The organism is Streptomyces sp. NBC_00203 (assembly GCF_045206325.1).
Lineage (GTDB): Bacteria > Actinomycetota > Actinomycetes > Streptomycetales > Streptomycetaceae > Streptomyces > Streptomyces lutosisoli.
In genome coordinates this window covers 9691981-9709464 of the sequence record NZ_CP108126.1, presented here as the reverse complement: position 1 = coordinate 9709464, position 17484 = coordinate 9691981, and the positions used below count along the sequence as shown (strand labels likewise).

Below are 17484 nucleotides of genomic sequence, written 5' to 3'. Positions count from 1 at the left end.
TCAGCGGTGGCCTCCTTGGCCTCCCCCGTATCCGGAGCCGTATCCTCCGTACCCATAGTCGTATCCGGAGCCGTACTGCCCGCTCCCCTGGCAGTAGTAGTAATACGGGTAGGTGCAGTAGCCGTACGACGGAGCGGCGGACGACGGAGTCGGCTGGGGGGTCGGCGTCGCCGAAGGCTTGTCCGTGGCGGCCGGTGACGGAGTCGTCGACGCCTTGGGCAGGGCGGGGGTCGCGGGCGCGGTCGATTCGGCGGCGGAGTCCCAGTTGACCACCTCCAGCTGGAGCGAGGGCGAGGAGGTGTCGAGGGTCCAGCGCTCGGCCGGCTCGTCCTTGCGGAGTTTGAGGACCAGCGCCGCTTCGGCCTTGGCGGAGGCGGGTGCGAGGGCCAGGTCCTGGTTCCAGCGCGGCACCAGCGTGCCCTGGAGGGTGAAGTCGTAGCGCACGTTCTTGGTGCCGGGCTGCGACTCGCCCGAGCAGGCGGCGAGTTGGACCGAGTAGCCCAGGTGGGAGTCGAGGCAGAGGCCGGGGTCGGCCACGTCGCGCAGCAGCCCGTCCGCCTCGTACGTCCACTGCTGGGCCGACTTCGAGGTGCACGAGGTGAGTTCGGTCTCCATGCCCTTCGCGGGCTTCTTGCCTACGATGCCGACGCACAGCCCGGTCGCGGCGTTGCGCAGGCGGCCCCCTGTGCCGTTCGCCTGCTTGCCGGTGCCGACCCACGACGGGTTGGCGCCGGGCACCGTGCCCGAGCCGGAGCTGGGCGCCTCCGAGGAGTTGGTGCCCTCGGCCATGCCGTTCTGGCCCTCGGAACGGGAACCGGCCGCCCACAGGACCAGCGGGACCAGGATCAGCGTGCTCACGGTCAGCACGCCGAGGGTGACGTTCCGGCGGCGCGGGGCGCGTCGGGGAGCCTTGTGGGTCGTGGCCCGGTGCGTCGACGGGCGGGAGCCGGCGGGCGGCTGGGCGCGCCGCGCGGTGCGCGGGGGAAGGTCGGGGCGGCGAGGGACATCTGCCGGAGGGGGGAACTCTCCCTGCGCGGCGGCGAGTTCGGACGTCGCTCCCACGGCGCCCTCGACGGCCCCGGGCGGTTCCGTCACCTCCACGATCGCGGTGGCGCGCCCCACGCGGGTGTCGAGGTAGGCGCGCGCACCCCAGCCGAGCACGGCTTCGGCCAGCGGGAGGGCGAGTTGGCCGTTGAACTGGTCCAACTGGTCGGCCGCGTACCGGCAATGCGCGCATCTGGCCATGTGGCGCCGCAGATCTGGGTCGAGGTCGACTCCGCCGCGCCGGAGGGACACGTCCAGCATGCGGCTGTAGCGGCGGCACTCCTGCTCGGGGGCCAGTTCGCGATGGATCTCCAGACAGCCCTCGCGCAGGCGTTCACGGGCCCGCCGCAGTTCTACGGCGGCGTCCTCGACGGTGAGGCCCAACAGGGCAGCGGGCACCTCGAGTTGTTCGGCTTCCGCCTCCATGTGCCAGAGCAGACAGCGGGCGGGCTCGGGGAGCCGCTGGAACGCCCGGGAGAGCAGGCGTCTGCCCTCCGGCGGAAGGAGGCGTGCCGCGGCCCGGTCCTCACGGTCGGAGCCGGAGACCAGTTCGGGATGGAGCAGCTCGCTCCGCTGGTCCATGAGCCACTCGGCGGCTATGCGGCGGACGGTGACCAGCAGCTGCGGACGCCACGCCGCCGTCGGCCCGGCCTGCCGCAGTGATTCGCCGAACAGGCGCGTGAATGAGGCCGTGGTGAGTATTCCGGCGGGACGCCCACCGTGGGTGCACAGGCGCGCATAAGAGAAGACCGCTTCCCAGTGGCGGTCCAGGAGTTCTCCGACGGGATGGTGCGCGGGCGTGTTCGCCGGGCTCTTCTTCAGGTCTGCCGCAAGCCTCTCATCCGAAACCTCGAACGAACGAGCGGGTGTTGGGGAATGAGACAGCGATGCGTCATTCACGTCCACTTTCCTCCCAAAGGTAACGCAGGAATTAGTCCATACCAATGGGTATGTAGCCCGCCCGCCGAAGCGGAGGGACTACCCATGGGGGGTTGCGCCGCGAACGACCGCCTCCGGCAGCTCTTTTGAAGCGAGGGGGGAACGGGCGCACCGTACGCGTACAGAAGGAAGTTGAAAGTTTGTCTGCACGCCGACAAGGCACACCTTTGCACAGGGCACCGAGCCGGAACAAGCGGTCTCGCCTTTTTCCCATTCCCGCCGCCGGACGGAATATTGACCAAACGTCAGCCGGGGACGCGCTAATGAAATTCGGATTCCCGGAGCCGCCACGAACCGCCGCACAACTCACCACATTGGGAGCGCTCTCACGCACCCCGCCGGCTTGCGCCTCAGTGCCCGCTGATCGCCCGAGGCGTGTACGGCCGCTCCAGTTCCTCGATCTCCTTGTCCGTCAGCTCCAGGGCGAGGGAGGCGACCGCGTCCTCGACGTGATGCGGCTTGGTGGCGCCGACGATGGGTGCGGTCACGGTGCTCTGGTGCAGCAGCCAGGCGAGAGCGACCCGGGCGCGCGGGACCTCGCGCCCGGCGGCGATACGGGCGACGGCGTCGACGATCTCGCGGTCGCCGTCCTGGTAGAGCTTCCTGCCGAACTCGTCGGTCCGGCTGCGCGCCGTGTCCGTGTCCCAGTCGCGGGTGAGGCGACCGCGCGCGAGCGGGCTCCAGGGCAGTACGCCGACGCCCTGGTCCGCGCAGAGCGGCAGCATCTCGCGCTCCTCCTCGCGGTAGAGGAGGTTGTAGTGGTTCTGCATGGAGACGAACCGCGTCCAGCCGTGCAGCCGGGCCGTGTACTGGGCCTTGGAGAACTGCCAGGCGTACATCGAACTCGCCCCGAGGTAACGGGCCTTGCCCGCCTTGACCACGTCGTGCAGCGCCTCCATCGTCTCCTCGACGGGCGTGGCGGGGTCGAAGCGGTGGATCTGGTAGAGGTCGACGTAGTCGGTGCCGAGGCGGCGCAGACTGTTGTCGATCTCCGTCATGATCGCCTTGCGGGACAGGCCACGGGCGTTGAGGCCGTCGTGCATCGCGCCGTTCACCTTCGTCGCGATGACGATCTCGTCGCGGCGCGCGAGGCCGGCGAGCGCCCGGCCGACGATCTCCTCGCTGGTGCCGTCGGAGTACACGTTCGCGGTGTCGAAGAAGTTGATCCCGGCCTCCAGCGCCTGGCGGATCAGCGGGCGGGAGGCCTCTTCGTCGAGGGTCCACTCGTGGACGCCGCGGTCGGGAAGACCGAAACTCATGCAGCCCAGGCAGATCCGGGAGACGTCCAGGCCCGTCGAACCGAGCTTCACGTACTGCATGCTCACTCCTGCTCTCGCTGGCGGTGGGGCGGGGCACTCCGACGACTTGTTCCCTGCCCGCCACGAGCGCCGTGAAGCCCTACTCCACAGGGCCCGCCACGTCGTCGTACACATGCGCGGCAGTGATCAGGCCGTCGCCGCCGCGCGTGTACACGGCGAGGCCCGCCTGCGGCGGCAGGTCGACGTCGCCCCAGCGGTCGCAGATGTACTCGAACGCGCTGCGGGTGCCGTCCTCCGTGACCGTGCACAGCTTGAGCGGGATACCGCCGCCCGCGGAGAAGAAGCCCTTGTAGAAGCCGGACAGCACCTCGGTGCCGGCATACCGGTAGGCGTCGCCGGACGGCTCACGGAAGTAGCCGTCGGCCGCGAAGGTGGCGACGACGGCAGCGGCGTCGCCCGCACCGAGGGCCGCCTTGTAGGCGCCCACCACATCCGAGGCGTGCGCGTCCGGGTCGTACGGCAGCAGCGGAGAACGTACGACGTGATGGCCGAGCAGCGGCCACCGGGAGTGGTAGATCCGCACCGGCAGCGCGGACGCGGGCTCCACGGCGACGGCAACGGGGAGCCCGATGCGTGTGCCGTCCGGACCGCGCAGGTGCACCACCCACTCGCCCACGGCCCGCTTCTCGGTGACGGTGGTGGCGACCGGCGCGATGTCCACCTCGTGCTCAGCGCGCCACTTCTCCTGCTCGGCCAGCCAGGCGGCGAGCACGCCCGCGCCGCTGATACGGCCGGCTCCCGGGTCGTCGAGTGCGACGGGAACCGTGGCCGCGGTCGCATCGGGCAAGGCCTCCGGCTCGCGCAGGGCGGCGGCGAGGTCGGCGGCGCCGAGTCGGTCGGCGAGGTCGGCGATCTGCGGGATCCAGACCATGAGGACTCCAGAGAAGTGTGTGTCGGATCGTCTTCGCATCGTGTGCCAGTACGGGGCGGCGCGCGACCTCAGCCGCGCGGCACCCGCGGGGGCGGCCGTGTGCGCCCTCCGACGAGTTCGCGGCCGGTGACCAACTCGGGCTCGATGCGTATGAAGACGTCCTGGGGCGACGCCACCCAGGAGCGTGGGCCGGTCCGGGACAGTCGGCCGTGCTCGACGGGGTCGGTCACCACAGTGGCGCGACCGGTGACGACGACACTCCAGCCGGAGTGCGCGCGGGCGTCGACCTCGTCCGCTTCGAAGGCGACGACCACACCGTCGATCGCCTGGGCCAGTTCCGATTCCGCCGCCGTACGGAGCAGTACGGCGCAGTCCGCGTCCAGGCAGAAGTTGACCGGTAGCACCGCGGGCAGAGCGTGACGCGTGTGCACGATGCGGCCGACCGGCGCGGTGCCCAGCAGACCAAGGCACTCCTGCCGGTCGAGTTCACGGAAGCCGTCATGGGGATTCATCACCGGGTCAACTTTCACGAATACTGCCGGCCGCCCTTCGGCGTCGGCGTTCAGCGCACGGCGATCCGGCGTCCGGAGATGTCGACCGGATCGATGCACACCCACATGTCGCGCTCGCCGCCCGCCCAGGGCGCGCTGTACGCGAGCTCCTCCAGTCGGCGCACGGTGTCGGGGGCGGACACGGCCCGGGCCCGGCCGCGTACGAGGACGCTCCAGCCCTGGCTCAGGGCCTCGTCGATGTGGTCGATCTCGAACGCGACGCGGGTTCCGACGGCCATGGCAGGCGTGGCACCAGGTGCCGTCCTGAAGGCGACCGCACCGTCGATGACGCTGTAGTTCAGTGGCCCGATGAACGGTCCGTCGGGCGTGTCCATGCCGATCCTGCCGACGCCGTGCGTCGACAGCCGCGCCCGGCACTCCTCGTCACTGAGATCGATCATTTCCGGGTGGCCTGCGGCTCGTCCGGTACCGGGTGGCAGGTCGGCGTCGCCGCCGCGCAGGGCCGCCACGCTGGTGTGCAGGACGTCGGCGAGCCGGACGAGCACGCTGGTGCCGGGAGTGGCGGTGGCGTTCTCCTCCAGGTATTCGACGTATCGGGGAGCCGCACCCGCCCTTTTGGCCGTCTCCTCCCGGGTCAGGCCGAGTTCTTCGCGTCGCCGGGCGATGCGACGCCCGATGTCGCTCTGTGCGCGGTCCGCTGTGGCGGACGCCGCGTTCGGCAGTGTCTGTTCGGACATGGCCTCTCACTTCCTTTCTTGCGGAAAGCCGCGGGAAGCCCTCACTTCCAGGGCGCCGTGCCGCGGACCGCCGAGGACGACCGGTCCACACCTCCTGCGCGCATGCCCGTGGATTCCTCGCCTGCCCTCCAGCCTGGTACCGGGGCGAGCACGGGTGCAGGGGCCGGGCAGGCCCTTCCGGATGCCATGCGGCCCGGCCTCGGGGCCGGGTGGCCCATGGCGAAGGCGAGGTGTCGGAGCGAGATTGGAGTGGGCAGAACCACGCTCCAGGAAGAGGCCAGGATCATGAACGCTTCCCCCACTGCCGACAAGCTGCGAGCGTTGTCCGCCGAGCACAGCGGGCGGCTGATGCGCATCGCCCGGGAGGTGTCGTTCCCCCAGGGAACCCGCCTGTTCGAGGAGGGACGCCGCGCGGACCGGTTCTGGATCATCCGGAGCGGCACGGTGGCCCTCGACATGCATGTGCCCGGCCGCCGCGCGGCTGTCATCGATGTCCTCGGACACAACGAACTCATCGGCTGGTCCTGGTTGTTCGGACCGCACACCTGGCATCTGGGCGCCGAGGCCACGAGCCCGGTGCGCGCCTACGAGTTCGACGCCGAGTCGGTACGGGCCATGTGCCAGGCCGATCCCGCGCTGGGAATGGCGGTGGCCCAGTGGGCGGGTGACATCGTCGCCCGCCGTCTGCGGTCGGCCAGGAACCGGCTGCTGGACCTGTACGCGCCCTACGGCAGCGGAAGTCTTCGCTGACCGACCGCGTCGGAATCCGCCGAGGAGTCACCGCGCGGGGAGGACTACCGCGACCTAGCCGTGACCCGCGGCCGAACGGACAACTACGCTCTGGTTGGGCCGGTCGGCCCTAGTGCATCCGGTCCCGCACGGCGATGATCGTCGTCACAGTCAGCTCGTGGTCCGCAGTCCACCAGTGAACAAGGGGTCGTCATGGCCGAGGCGCGTACGTTTTCGGAACAGGACCCCATCCGGGTCTTCCTGCTGGACGACCACGAGGTCGTACGCCGTGGTCTGACGGACCTCCTGGACGCCGAGCCGGACATCTCGGTGGTCGGCGACGCCGACAGCGTCGAGCACGCACTGGTGCGCGGGCCGGCGCTGCGCCCCGACGTGGCCGTCCTCGACGTACGTCTGCCGGACGGCGACGGGATCAGTGTCTGCCGGGAGCTGCGCAGCCAGATGCCGGAACTGTCCTGTCTGATGCTGACCTCGTTCGACGACGAGGAAGCCCTGCTCGACGCGATCATGGCGGGAGCGGCAGGTTATGTGCTCAAGCAGATCAAGGGCTCCGACCTGGTCTCGGCGGTACGCACGGTGGCCTCCGGGCAGTCGATGCTGGACCCCACGACGACCGCCCGGCTGATGCGCTCCCTGCGCGCGGACCCCACCGAGGCACCGGCCCTCGCACCCGAGCTCGCCAGTCTCTCGCCCCGCGAGCGGGACATTCTCGCGCTGATCGGTGACGGACTCACCAACCGCGAGATCGGCAAGAAGCTCTATCTGTCCGAGAAGACGGTCAAGAACCACATCTCCCGGCTGCTCGCGAAACTCGGTGTCCAGCGCCGGGTCCAGGCGGCCGTCCTGGCCAGCCACCTCGAACAGCCCGGCTCCACCGACCATCCGACGCGCTGAGCCCCGGGTCCTCCCTCTTTGTCCTGACCCTCGGCCCTCTTTGTCCTGACCCTCGGCACGAACCGCGCCCTCCGACGGGTCAGCGTCCCGCCGCGCCGCCGTCCGGGCTCACGGGAACCCGCCACACCAGCCGTGTGCCGCCGCCCTCCGGCCGTTCGGCGAGCGTCAGTGTTCCGCCGAGTCCCACGGCCCGCTCCTCCAGGTTCTTGAGCCCGCTGCGCTGGACGTCGCTGGGCACTCCGCAGCCGTCGTCCGTCACGGTGAGCGTCAACTCGCCTCCGGCGCACCGGAGTCGGACGTCGACAGCTTGAGCACCGGAGTGCCGGGCCGCGTTGCTCAGCGCCTCACCGAGCACCGCGACCGCGTGGTCGGCGATGTCGCCGGGGACATCGGTCTCGACGAGCCCCTCGATCCGTAGGGCGGGCGCGAAACCGAACGACGTGGTCGAGGCCGTGACCGCCTCGGACACCCGGCCGCGCAATCCGTTGCTTTCCCGGCCTCTTCCGCCGTGTGTCCGCAGGCCGAAGATCGTGGACCGGATGATCTTGATGGTGTCATCGAGGTCGTCGACGGTTCGCGTCAGCCGCTCCATGCCCTCGGGGTGCTCCATGAAGCGCTGGGCGCTCTGCAGCGTCATCCCGGCCGCGAAGAGCCGCTGGATGGCGAGGTCGTGCAGGTCACGAGCGATACGGTCGCGGTCCTGGAGCAGCGTGATCTGTTCCGCGTCCCGCCGTCGCTCGGCCAGCTCCAGCGCCAGTGCCGCCTGGTCGGCGAACCCGAGCAGCGGCCCGGTGTCCGCGTCACCGAACGGCGTACCGCCCGGTCCTCGCCCCAGCAGCAGCACGCCCCGCGCCTTCCCGCTGGTGCCGAGCGGCACCGCGACCACGGGTCCGAGCCCGGCCCACTGGGGCTCCCCCTCACCGGTGCGGGAGTCGTGCTCGATGTCGGTGCTGACCACCGGCTCCGTGGAGCTCAGCGCCGCCGCGACGAATCCGTCCCGGGCCGACATCACCAAGCCACCGCGCTGCTCCGCGCCGAGGCCGACCGCGAGCACCGGCCGCAGTACCTCGTCACCCGTCTGGCGCTCCGCGATCATGCCCATGTCCGCGGAGACGATCTTCCGGGCCTCGCCGACGATCAGCTCCAGCACCTCGGCGCTGGGCGCCCCGGTCAGCAGAACACTCGTGACCTTGCCGCTGGCCCGCTGCCAGCGCTCGCGGAGCCTGGTCTCCTCGTACAGCCGCGCGTTCTCGATGGCGACCCCGGCGGCCACGGCCAAGGTCGACAGGACGGACTCGTCCTCCGCGTCGAATTCCTTGTCGCTGCGCTTCTCGGTGAGGTAGAGGTTGCCGAACACCTCGTCGCGTACCCGGATCGGCACGCCGAGGAAGGAGTGCATCGGCGGGTGGTGGGCCGGGAAGCCGTACGACTCCGGATGCTCCGAGAGCTCCGGCAACCGCAGAGGCACCGGGTGCCGGATGAGCTCCCCGAGGAGCCCGTGCCCACTCGGCAGCTCCCCGATCTGGGATCGCTGCTCCTCGTCGATGCCGACGGTGAGGAACTCGGACAGTTTCCGGTCGCCGCCGATCACGCCCAGCGCTCCGTACTCGGCGTCCACCAGGACCACCGCCGCCTCGACGATGCTGCGCAGCACCTGCGGCAGGTCCAGCTCCCGTCCGACGGACAGGACGGCCTCCAGCAGGCTGTGCAGGCGGTCCCGGGTGCCGCGGACGGCGTCGATGCGCACCTGCAGCTCGCCCAGCAACTCGTCGAGCCGAAGCTTGGGCAGATGCTGCTCGGAGCCTCCGCGCGCGTCCGCGCCCATCGCTTCCTCCGGCCGTTCAGCGGACAAGAGACCACGCACCAGTTCTCCTGCCCTCACCGTACTGCTCGGGATGCCTCGGCATCACTGCGCATTGGGCCGAAGACAGGAATCCTGAACGTAGTTCAGGCGATCCGGTCGGCGGCCAGGGCGGCAAAGCGCCGCCCCGCAGTGACTCATGGCCACCTGGCTTCACGGAACGTATGCAGAGTCAGCACACACGATTCCCCCGGAGCCAAGGAGACGGTGCGGTCCGCGAGGGCGACTTCGATCGGTTCGTTGTCGGACTCGGGCACCGCGATCCGCAACTCGTCGGCGCTCAACCGCAGTTGCACGCCGCGATGGCCCCGGTAGCGGATGGCGAAGCCGTACTCGGACAGCTCCGGCAGCGGCACCGGGTCGAACCGGAGGGCTCCGCCGCGGGTCTCCAGCCCCGTCAGGCCGCGCTGCACGAGATCGAGGGTGCCGGCCATGGCGCCGAGATGGATGCCCTCGCCTGTGGTGCCTCCCTGCAGATCCGCGATGTCCCCGGCCAGGGCCTCGTGCACGTACGTCCACGCCTCCGCGCGCCGGGCCCGGGCGAGCACCCAGCCGTGCACCAGGCTGCTCAGCGTCGAGCCGTGACTTGTACGGCGCAGGTAGTAGTCGACCGTGCGCCGCCAGGCGGTGTCGTCCAGTTCGTGTCCGAGCCTGCGGAACAGGTCGCCGAGTTCAGCGGGCGAGAAGAGGTAGCCCAGCATCAGGACGTCCGCCTGCTTGGACGCCTGGTAGCGGTTGACGGTGTCGCCCTCGGCCTCCAGGATCCGGTCGAGCCGCCGGATGTCGCCGTACCGCTCCCGGTACCCGGCCCAGTCGAGCTCCTCCAGAGCGCCGTAACCCTCGAACTGGCTGATCACCCCGGCGTGGAAGGGCACGTAGAGCCGCTTGGAGACGTCCTCCCACCGGTCGAGCTCGGCGGAGTCGAGACCGGTGCGCTCACAGAGGTCCCGGCGCGGCAGTTCGGGCAGCTCGTGCAGGACGTCGAGGGTGCGGGCGAGCACCCAGGCGGCGGTGACATTGGTGTACGCGTTGTCGTCGAGCCCCGGCCGGCCGGCGCCCGGGTAGGCGTCGTGGTACTCGTCGGGGCCGACGACACCGCGGATCCGGTACCGGCCGAGCGTCCCGTCGTACGCCGCGATGCCGGCCCAGAACCGGGCGATCCGCACCAGCATCTCGACGCCCTTGGTGTGCAGGAACTCGGTGTCGCCGCTCGCCTCGCAGTACTGCCAGACGTTGTACGCGATCGCCGAGCCGACGTGGTGCTGGAGCCGTGAGTGGTCGGGCAGCCAGCGCCCGGAGCGCGGGTTGAGGTGCAGCTGCTGGGTCTCCTCCCGGCCGTCGCTGCCGCTCTGCCACGGGTACATCGCGCCGGTGTGCCCGGCGTCGCGGGCGGACCGGCAGGCCTGTTCCAGCCGGCGGTGGCGGTAGGTGAGCAGGGCCCGGGAGACCTCGGGGAGGTGCAGGTTGAGGTACGGCAGGACGAACAGCTCGTCCCAGAAGACGTGCCCGCGGTAGGCCTCACCGTGCAGACCGCGCGCCGGGACGCCGACGTCCAGGTCGGCGGTGTGCGGCGAGAGCGTCTGGAGCACGTGGAAGAGATGCAGCCGCAGCACCGGGCCCGCGCTGTTCGGCACGTCCAACTCGGCGTTGCGCCATAGCTGTTGCCAGGCCGTGCGGTGCGAGGCCAGCAGCGTCTCGGCGTCCGGGGCCCGGCCGACCCGCTCGACGGCCGCGTGCAGCGGGTCCTTGATCGCAGGGTCGCGGGAGGTGTGCAGGGCGACCGTCTTGTCCACGGTCACCGTCCGGCCGTCGGCCAGGGAGAGCCGCAGCAGCTGAACAGCCCGGGCGTTGTCGTGTGCGACGCCGGTCTCGGCGGCTGCGTCGGTGACGGTACGCGCCGCCATGCCGATACGGATGTCGGAGCGGCTGGTGCGGCAGCGGAGCCAGACCGTGTCCTGCGGTGATGTGCCGGTCCGGACATCGGTGAGGTGCTGGGAGGCGAGTGAGCGATAGCGCTCCACTCCGGAGTTGGTGACCGTCCCGTCGAGCGCCGACTCGACGTCGATCTCCCCGGACCAGCCCTCGGCGGTCACCTGCGTGCGCAGCAGGGCCAGATGAGGGTCGGCCATGTGGACCAGCCGCAGCTGCCGTACGGCCAGACACCGGCCGTCCTCGTCCTCGTAGCGGACGGTGCGCTCCAGGGTGCCCGCTCGGAGGTCCAGGTTCTGGTGGTGGTCGAGGATCTTGTGGGTGTCGGGCGAGAGCCAGGTGCCCGAGCCCGTACGCAGCCGCAGCGGCAGCCAGTTGGGGAGGTTGACCATGTCCTCGTTCTCGACCCGGCGTCCCGCCACGTCCGACGCGAGGCGGTTGTAGCAGCCCGCCGCGTACGTGCCCGGGTAGTGGACGGAATCCGCCGTGCACTCCGGGGCTGCGCCGCGGGTGGCGAAGTAGCCGTTGCCGAGGGTGCAGAGCGCTTCGCGCAGCCGCTCCTGCGCGGGGTCGTAGCCCTCGTACTCCCACGTCCAGTCGGCCATCGTCAGTCCTCCGATACGAATAGCTCCGCGAGGTCGGCGACCACCAGGTCCGCGCCGTGCTTCAGCAGAGCGGCCCGGGTGTCCGGGGTGTCGGCGCGGTCGACGCCCACGACAAGGCCGAAGCCTCCGCGTCGCCCGGCCTCGACTCCGGCGAGAGCATCCTCGATGACGGCCGCACGGTCGGCGGGGACGCCCAGGCGGCGGGTCGCCTCCAGGAAGAGGGCGGGGTCGGGTTTGCCGGGCAGGTGCAGGCGGGCGGCTTCGGTGCCGTCCACGAGCGTGTCGAACAGTTCCCGCACTCCCGCCTGTCCGAGGAGCTCGCCGGCATGCCGGGAGGCGGAGGCGGCGGCCAGCGGAATGCCTGCGGCCCGCAGGGTGCGGAGCAGCCGGACCGTGCCCGGATAGGCGTCGACGCCCTCGGCGCGCAGGTGTTCCGTGAACAGTCGCTCCTTGCGGGCGGCCACGGACTGGATCTCGGCGTCGGTGGGCCGCAGCCCCCGGGCGCGGAGGAAGGCAGCGGCCCCGTCCAGGCGCGACCTGCCGTCGACGTACCTCAGATAGTCGTCGCGTACGTCGAAGGGGCGTTGCTCCCCTGGACCGCGGTCGTGCAGGAAGCCGTCGAACGCCGTCTTCCAGGCGGCCGCGTGCACCCGCGCGGAGTCCGTGATGACGCCGTCGGTGTCGAGGACCACGGCTGCCATCCCCCGCAGCGCGCGGGGCACGGCAGCCGGGCCACTCCGGTCCGTGCTCATCGGTCGTCCACCACCGGTGCCGCGAGGCCGGGGAGCCGGTTGGTACGGCCGAAGCCGTTGATGCCGACGCGTGCCGTCATGACGGTGAACTCCTTTGTGTGACAGGGGTTTTCAGGCGGTCCAGGTCCAGTCGGCGACCTCGGGCAGGTCGGTGCCGTGTTCGCGGATCCAGGCGTGGTGCCGGGTACGGGCGTCGGCCATCAGCTGGCGTACGGCGGCGGCGCGGACGCCGAGGCCGGGGACGCGGTCGATGACGTCCATGACCAGGCGGTAGCGGTCCATGTCGTTGCGGACGACCATGTCGAAGGGGGTCGTGGTGGTGCCCATCTCCTTGTAGCCGCGGACGTGGAGGTGGGCGTGGCCGGTGCGCCGGTAGGCGAGGCGGTGGATCAGCCAGGGATAGCCGTGGTAGGCGAAGATCACCGGCTTGTCGGTGGTGAACAGCCCGTCGTACTCGAAGTCGCTCATCCCGTGCGGGTGTTCCTCGCGCGGCAGCAGCCGGGTCATGTCCACGACGTTCACCACCCGAACGGCCAGCTCGGGCAGATGGCGCCGCAGCAGAGCGGAGGCGGCCAGGATCTCCTGGGTGGGGACGTCGCCGGCGCAGGCGAGGACGACGTCCGGTTCGCGGTCCCCATCGGCGGAGCCCGCCCATTCCCAGATTCCGGCGCCTCGGGCGCAGTGGGCCCTGGCCTGGTCCATCGACAGCCAGTCGAAGCACGGCTGCTTGCCCGCGACCACGACATTCACATAGTCACGGCTGCGCAGGACGTGATCCGCCACGGACAGCAGGGTGTTGGCGTCCGGCGGCAGATAGACCCGTACGACCTCCGGGCTCTTGTTGAGGACGTGGTCCACGAATCCGGGGTCCTGGTGCGAGAAGCCGTTGTGGTCCTGGCGCCAGACGTGCGAGGTGAGCAGGTAGTTGAGGGAGGCGATCGGGGCGCGCCACGCCAACTGCCTCGATGTCCTGAGCCACTTGATGTGCTGGTTGACCATCGAGTCGACGATGTGCACGAACGCCTCGTAGCAGGAGAACAGTCCGTGCCTGCCGGTCAGCGTGTAGCCCTCCAGCCAGCCCTGGCAGAGGTGTTCGGAAAGGATCTCCATCACCCGGCCGTGCCGGTCCAGATGCTCGTCCACCGGGAGGGTCCCCGCCTGCCAGGCCTTGCCGCTGGCGTTGAGGACGGCTCCCAGCCGGTTGGAGGCGGTCTCGTCGGGGCCGACCAGACGGAAGTCACGGCGGCCCGAGGTGTCCTTCATGACCTGTTCGAGGAGGTCGCCGAGGACTCGCGTGGGCTCGTGCAGGGTGGCACCCGGCTTGTCGACGGGCACGGCGAAACGGTCCAGGGACGGGATCGGCAGATCGCGGACGAGCAGGCCGCCGTTGGCGTGCGGGGTGGCGCCCAGACGCTTCGAACCGTCGGGAACGCAGGCGAGGACGTCGGCGACGGGCCGCCCCTCGACGTCGAAGAGCTCCTCGGGACGGTACGAGCGCAGCCAGGTCTCCAACTGGCGCAGATGTTCGGGGTTTTCACGGACGGCGGCCAGCGGAACCTGGTGGGCGCGCCATGTTCCCTCGACCGGCTCCCCGTCGACCTCCGCGGGGCCGGTCCAGCCCTTCGGCGTGCGCAGCACGATCATGGGCCAGCGCACGCGCTCGGACACACCGTCCTCGCGAGCGGTGGCCTGGATGAGCGCGACGCGGTCCAGTGCCTCGTCGAACGCCTGGGCCATCGCCCGGTGGACCTGCCGCGGGTCGTCGCCGGTGACATGGATCGGATCGTGGCCGTAGCCGCGCAGCAGCTCGTCGAGTTCGGTCTCCGGGAGCCGGGAGAGCACGGTCGGGTTGGCGATCTTGTAGCCGTTGAGGTGGAGGATCGGCAGGACGGCCCCGTCATGGACCGGGTCGAGGAACTTGTTGGAGTGCCAGGACGCGGCCAGCGGTCCGGTCTCCGCCTCGCCGTCGCCGATCACGCAGGCGACCAGCAGATCCGGGTTGTCGAAGGCGGCACCGTAGGCGTGCGCCAGCGAGTAGCCCAGCTCACCGCCCTCGTGGATCGAACCCGGCGTCTCGGGTGCCACGTGGCTGGGTACTCCGCCGGGGAAGGAGAACTGCCGGAACAGCTTGTCCATACCCGCCGCGTCACGCGACACGTCCGGATACGTCTGGCTGTAGCTGCCCTCCAGCCAGGAGCCGGCGAGGACGGCGGGCCCACCGTGTCCGGGGCCCCACACGCAGAGCGCGTCGAGACCGCGGGCCTTGATGACACGGTTGAGGTGCGTGTACACGAGGTTCAGACCGGGCGAGGTGCCCCAGTGGCCGAGCAGCCGCGGCTTGATGTGCGCGGGGGTCAGAGGCTCCGTGAGGAGCGGGTTGGCCAAGAGGTAGATCTGCCCCACGGCAAGGAAGTTGGCTGCCCGCCAGTGGGCGTCCAGGGTGCGCAGTTCGTCGTCGGTCAGTACGGTGCTGTCCTGGTGTTCGACCTTGAGCATGGTGACTCCGTAGTCATCGGGCGGAGGAGGCGGCATGGCCGACAAGAAGACGGCGACATTGCCGCGCGCGGCGTACGAGCGGGAGCTGCTGCGTCTGCAGACGGAGCTGGTGAAGCTTCAGGAGTGGGTCCGGGCGGAGGGCGCCCGGCTCGTGGTCGTCTTCGAGGGACGGGACGCGGCGGGCAAGGGCGGCACGATCAAACGGGTCGCGGAACATCTGAACCCGCGCATCGCCCGGACGGTGGCGCTGCCCAAGCCGACCGAGCGCGAGCGCACGCAGTGGTACTTCCAGCGGTACGTCGAACATCTTCCGGCCGCCGGGGAGATCGTGCTGTTCGACCGCAGCTGGTACAACCGCGCCGGCGTCGAGCGTGTGATGGGGTTCTGCACCAAGGAGGAACACCAGCTCTTCCTGCGGCAGTGCCCGATCTTCGAGCGCATGCTGGTCGAGGAGGGCATCCTGCTGCGCAAGTACTGGTTCTCGGTGAGCGACGCGGAGCAGCAGAAGCGGTTCCGGCGGCGGCTGAAGGATCCGACGCGGCGCTGGAAGCTCTCCGCCATGGACCTGGAGTCGATCACCCGTTGGGAGGCGTACTCCCGGGCGAAGGACGAGATGCTGGTGCACACCGACGTCTCCGAGGCGCCCTGGTACATCGTCGAGAGCGACGACAAGCGCCGGGCGCGGCTGAACATGATCGCGCACCTGCTCGGCTCGGTTCCGTACCAGGAGGTGGCGCCGCCCGTTCTGGAGCTGCCGCCGAGACCGCCGTCGACCGGCTACGTGCGGCCGCCGCGCGATCTGCAGACGTACGTCCCCGATCACGCCGCGGGCCTTTGAGCCGCTCACGTGTGCTGTGGTACGACCGCGACCGGGCAGGCGGAGTGGTGCAGCGCCGCGTGCGCGACCCGGCCGAGCTGAAGTCCGAAGTGTCCCTGGCGGCGCCGCGCGCCGACGACGAGCAGGTCGGCGTCGGCAGAAGCGTCCAGCAACACCTTGCGGGCCGTGCCCTCCGTGGCGCGTCGGCGTAGATCCACGGACGGATGGTTCGCCGCTGCCTCGCTCAGCGCCGAGTCCAGAACCTTCACCGCCTGCTCCTCGTGCAAACGGGCGGGTTCTCCCGCGAGCAGAGGATGGTCGGTGCTCTCGTGCGCGGGCCAGCGCCACGCCCGTACGGCGTGCAGGACGGCGTTGCGGACCTCCGCCTCCTCGAAGGCGAAGCGCGTGGCCGCCGAGGCGCGTGACTCCTCGCCGACCCCGAGGACGACGCTCCGGTGTGTCCCGGCCCTGGCCTGGTTGTCGTGGCTGCCGCGGAGCACGACCACCGGACAGACCGCGCGGGCCGCGACGGCGAGACCGACCGAGCCGAGCAACAGCTCGGCCATGCCGCTGCGCCCACGGGACCCGAGGACCAGCGCAAAGGCGCTGTGCCCCTCCTTCAGCAGCACGCTCACGGCGTCGTCGGGCAGCACCTCGGTGGAAACCTTGACGTCGGAGTGGCGACGGTGGGCGCGCTGCGCGGCGGCCTCGACGACGTTGTCGACCATCACCTGCTCCGGGCGACTGCCCGGCCTCTCGGCGGGCACGGCGCCCTCGTAGCGCTCCCACAGCGAGGCGTACACCAGGCGCAGCGGTACACCGTGCAGCGCGGCCTCGTCCGTCGCCCAGTCCACGGCGCGCAGGCTCGACCCGGATCCGTCGACGCCCACGACCAGGGGCGGCTCCCACGTCTCCACGCTCTTCACCGTCCTTCGCCGAAGTCGAAGACGATCCGTGCCTTGACGTGACCGCGCAGCACTTCGTCCATCGACTCGTTGACAGAGTCCAGGGGCCGGGATTCCCGGATGACCCTGGTCCGGCCCGCCGCGTGCAGGTGGAACACCTCGGCGAGGTCCTGCCGCGTGCCGACGATCGAGCCGATCACGGAGGTGCCGTTCAGCACGGTGTCGAAGATGGGGACCGGGATCGTGCCGTGCGCCGGCAGGGCGACCATCACGAGCTTGCCGCCCCGCCGAAGCCCGGTGTACACCGCTGAGAACGCCGCTTCGTTCACCGCGAGCGCGATGGCGGCATGGGCACCGCCGTACCGCTTGAGCACCTCGCCGGGATCCTCCTTGCGGGCGTCGATCACGAGGTCGGCGCCGAGTTCGGCGGCGAGCTCGAGCTTCTCGTCGGTGACGTCGATCGCGGCCACGGCGGCCCCGGCGATCTTCGCGTACTGGACCGCCAGATGGCCCAGCCCTCCCACACCTGAGATGGCGACCAGCTGGGTGGGCCTGACGTCGGCGACCTTGAGCGCCTTGTACGTCGTGACGCCGGCGCAGGTGAGCGGTGCGGCGTCGAGCGGGGAGATCCCGTCGGGCACCGGCTGGGCGAAGTCCGCCCAGGCCAGCATCTTCTCGGCGTAGCCGCCGTCGCAGCCGTATCCGGTGTTGATCTGCTGCTCGCAGAGCGTCTCCCAGCCGGAGAGGCAGTGCTCGCACCGTCCGCAGGCCTTGCCCAGCCAGGGCACCGCGACCCGCTGCCCCAGGGCGAGGTGCGTGACCCCGTCGCCGAGGGCCTCGACGAGGCCGACGCCCTCGTGGCCGGGCACGAACGGCGGGTTCGGTTTGACCGGCCAGTCGCCGTGCGCGGCGTGGATGTCGGTGTGGCACAGCCCGGAGGCCTCCACCCGGACGCGGACCTGGCCCGGTCCGGGCTCGGGGTCGGGGCGCTCCTCGATGACCAAGGGCTCACCGAAGGCTCGTACGACTGCTGCCTTCATGGGGGTGTCTCCT

At 70.6% G+C, this 17484-nt stretch carries 14 protein-coding genes; 3 read left to right on the top strand and 11 right to left on the bottom strand.

What is annotated here, in order from left to right; translation table 11 throughout:
* The 5 genes from OG975_RS42985 to OG975_RS42965 form a co-directional block, all read right to left on the bottom strand.
* The gene (locus tag OG975_RS42985) at positions 1 to 1944 is read right to left on the bottom strand and encodes a ricin-type beta-trefoil lectin domain protein (protein WP_406335087.1); all 1944 of its coding nucleotides are present in this window, start codon (positions 1942 to 1944) and stop codon (positions 1 to 3) included.
* Between the two features lie 389 nt (positions 1945 to 2333).
* Positions 2334 to 3302 carry an aldo/keto reductase gene (locus OG975_RS42980; RefSeq protein ID WP_406335086.1) on the bottom strand — a complete coding sequence of 323 codons (969 nt, stop codon included), beginning with the start codon at positions 3300 to 3302 and terminating at the stop codon, positions 2334 to 2336.
* Between the two features lie 79 nt (positions 3303 to 3381).
* Positions 3382 to 4173, bottom strand: coding sequence for a nuclear transport factor 2 family protein (locus OG975_RS42975; RefSeq protein ID WP_406335085.1), 792 nt, complete (start codon positions 4171 to 4173; stop codon positions 3382 to 3384).
* Between the two features lie 68 nt (positions 4174 to 4241).
* Positions 4242 to 4685 carry a pyridoxamine 5'-phosphate oxidase family protein gene (locus OG975_RS42970; protein ID WP_406336713.1) on the bottom strand — a complete coding sequence of 148 codons (444 nt, stop codon included), beginning with the start codon at positions 4683 to 4685 and terminating at the stop codon, positions 4242 to 4244.
* A 50-nt stretch (positions 4686 to 4735) separates the two neighbouring features.
* Entirely contained in the window at positions 4736 to 5422 is a 687-nt protein-coding gene (locus OG975_RS42965) for a helix-turn-helix domain-containing protein (RefSeq protein WP_406335083.1), read from the bottom strand.
* A gap of 285 nt (positions 5423 to 5707) precedes the next feature.
* Here OG975_RS42965 and OG975_RS42960 point away from each other — a divergent pair, with 285 nt between their 5' ends.
* Positions 5708 to 6172 carry a Crp/Fnr family transcriptional regulator gene (locus OG975_RS42960; RefSeq protein WP_406335082.1) on the top strand — a complete coding sequence of 155 codons (465 nt, stop codon included), beginning with the start codon at positions 5708 to 5710 and terminating at the stop codon, positions 6170 to 6172.
* Positions 6173 to 6364: 192 nt separating this feature from the next.
* Positions 6365 to 7066: a response regulator gene (locus OG975_RS42955; protein ID WP_406335081.1), complete on the top strand. Its 702-nt coding sequence runs from the start codon at positions 6365 to 6367 to the stop codon at positions 7064 to 7066.
* 79 nt (positions 7067 to 7145) lie between these two features.
* Here OG975_RS42955 and OG975_RS42950 read toward each other — a convergent pair whose 3' ends face one another.
* The 4 genes from OG975_RS42950 to OG975_RS42935 all read right to left on the bottom strand — a co-directional run bounded on the left by OG975_RS42950 (position 7146) and on the right by OG975_RS42935 (position 14709).
* On the bottom strand, positions 7146 to 8891 hold the full coding sequence (locus OG975_RS42950; protein WP_406336712.1) for a GAF domain-containing protein: 1746 nt from the start codon (positions 8889 to 8891) through the stop codon (positions 7146 to 7148).
* Between the two features lie 173 nt (positions 8892 to 9064).
* On the bottom strand, positions 9065 to 11461 hold the full coding sequence (locus tag OG975_RS42945; RefSeq protein ID WP_406335079.1) for a glycoside hydrolase family 65 protein: 2397 nt from the start codon (positions 11459 to 11461) through the stop codon (positions 9065 to 9067).
* A gap of 2 nt (positions 11462 to 11463) precedes the next feature.
* Entirely contained in the window at positions 11464 to 12213 is a 750-nt protein-coding gene (locus tag OG975_RS42940) for an HAD family hydrolase (RefSeq protein ID WP_406335078.1), read from the bottom strand.
* 111 nt (positions 12214 to 12324) lie between these two features.
* Positions 12325 to 14709: a phosphoketolase gene (locus OG975_RS42935; protein WP_406335077.1), complete on the bottom strand. Its 2385-nt coding sequence runs from the start codon at positions 14707 to 14709 to the stop codon at positions 12325 to 12327.
* 34 nt (positions 14710 to 14743) lie between these two features.
* Between OG975_RS42935 and ppk2 the strand changes: the two genes are divergently transcribed.
* Positions 14744 to 15547: a polyphosphate kinase 2 gene (gene ppk2 / locus OG975_RS42930; RefSeq protein ID WP_406335075.1), complete on the top strand. Its 804-nt coding sequence runs from the start codon at positions 14744 to 14746 to the stop codon at positions 15545 to 15547.
* Positions 15548 to 15552: 5 nt separating this feature from the next.
* Here the strand turns inward: ppk2 and OG975_RS42925 are convergent, their stop codons facing one another.
* Both OG975_RS42925 and OG975_RS42920 read right to left on the bottom strand, forming a co-directional pair.
* Entirely contained in the window at positions 15553 to 16443 is an 891-nt protein-coding gene (locus OG975_RS42925; RefSeq protein ID WP_406335074.1) for a universal stress protein, read from the bottom strand.
* A 5-nt stretch (positions 16444 to 16448) separates the two neighbouring features.
* Positions 16449 to 17471, bottom strand: coding sequence for a zinc-dependent alcohol dehydrogenase (locus tag OG975_RS42920; protein WP_327433871.1), 1023 nt, complete (start codon positions 17469 to 17471; stop codon positions 16449 to 16451).
* Between the last annotated feature and the right edge of the window lie 13 nt (positions 17472 to 17484).

Coding starts and splice junctions, on each gene's coding strand:
- OG975_RS42980 (WP_406335086.1), bottom strand. CDS start 3,302: ATGCAGTACGTGAAGCTCGGTTCGACGGGCCTGGACGTCTCCCGGATC.
- OG975_RS42975 (WP_406335085.1), bottom strand. CDS start 4,173: ATGGTCTGGATCCCGCAGATCGCCGACCTCGCCGACCGACTCGGCGCC.
- OG975_RS42970 (WP_406336713.1), bottom strand. CDS start 4,685: ATGAATCCCCATGACGGCTTCCGTGAACTCGACCGGCAGGAGTGCCTT.
- OG975_RS42965 (WP_406335083.1), bottom strand. CDS start 5,422: ATGTCCGAACAGACACTGCCGAACGCGGCGTCCGCCACAGCGGACCGC.
- OG975_RS42960 (WP_406335082.1), top strand. CDS start 5,708: ATGAACGCTTCCCCCACTGCCGACAAGCTGCGAGCGTTGTCCGCCGAG.
- OG975_RS42955 (WP_406335081.1), top strand. CDS start 6,365: ATGGCCGAGGCGCGTACGTTTTCGGAACAGGACCCCATCCGGGTCTTC.
- OG975_RS42950 (WP_406336712.1), bottom strand. CDS start 8,891: ATGGGCGCGGACGCGCGCGGAGGCTCCGAGCAGCATCTGCCCAAGCTT.
- OG975_RS42945 (WP_406335079.1), bottom strand. CDS start 11,461: ATGGCCGACTGGACGTGGGAGTACGAGGGCTACGACCCCGCGCAGGAG.
- OG975_RS42940 (WP_406335078.1), bottom strand. CDS start 12,213: ATGAGCACGGACCGGAGTGGCCCGGCTGCCGTGCCCCGCGCGCTGCGG.
- OG975_RS42935 (WP_406335077.1), bottom strand. CDS start 14,709: ATGCTCAAGGTCGAACACCAGGACAGCACCGTACTGACCGACGACGAA.
- ppk2 (WP_406335075.1), top strand. CDS start 14,744: ATGGCCGACAAGAAGACGGCGACATTGCCGCGCGCGGCGTACGAGCGG.
- OG975_RS42920 (WP_327433871.1), bottom strand. CDS start 17,471: ATGAAGGCAGCAGTCGTACGAGCCTTCGGTGAGCCCTTGGTCATCGAG.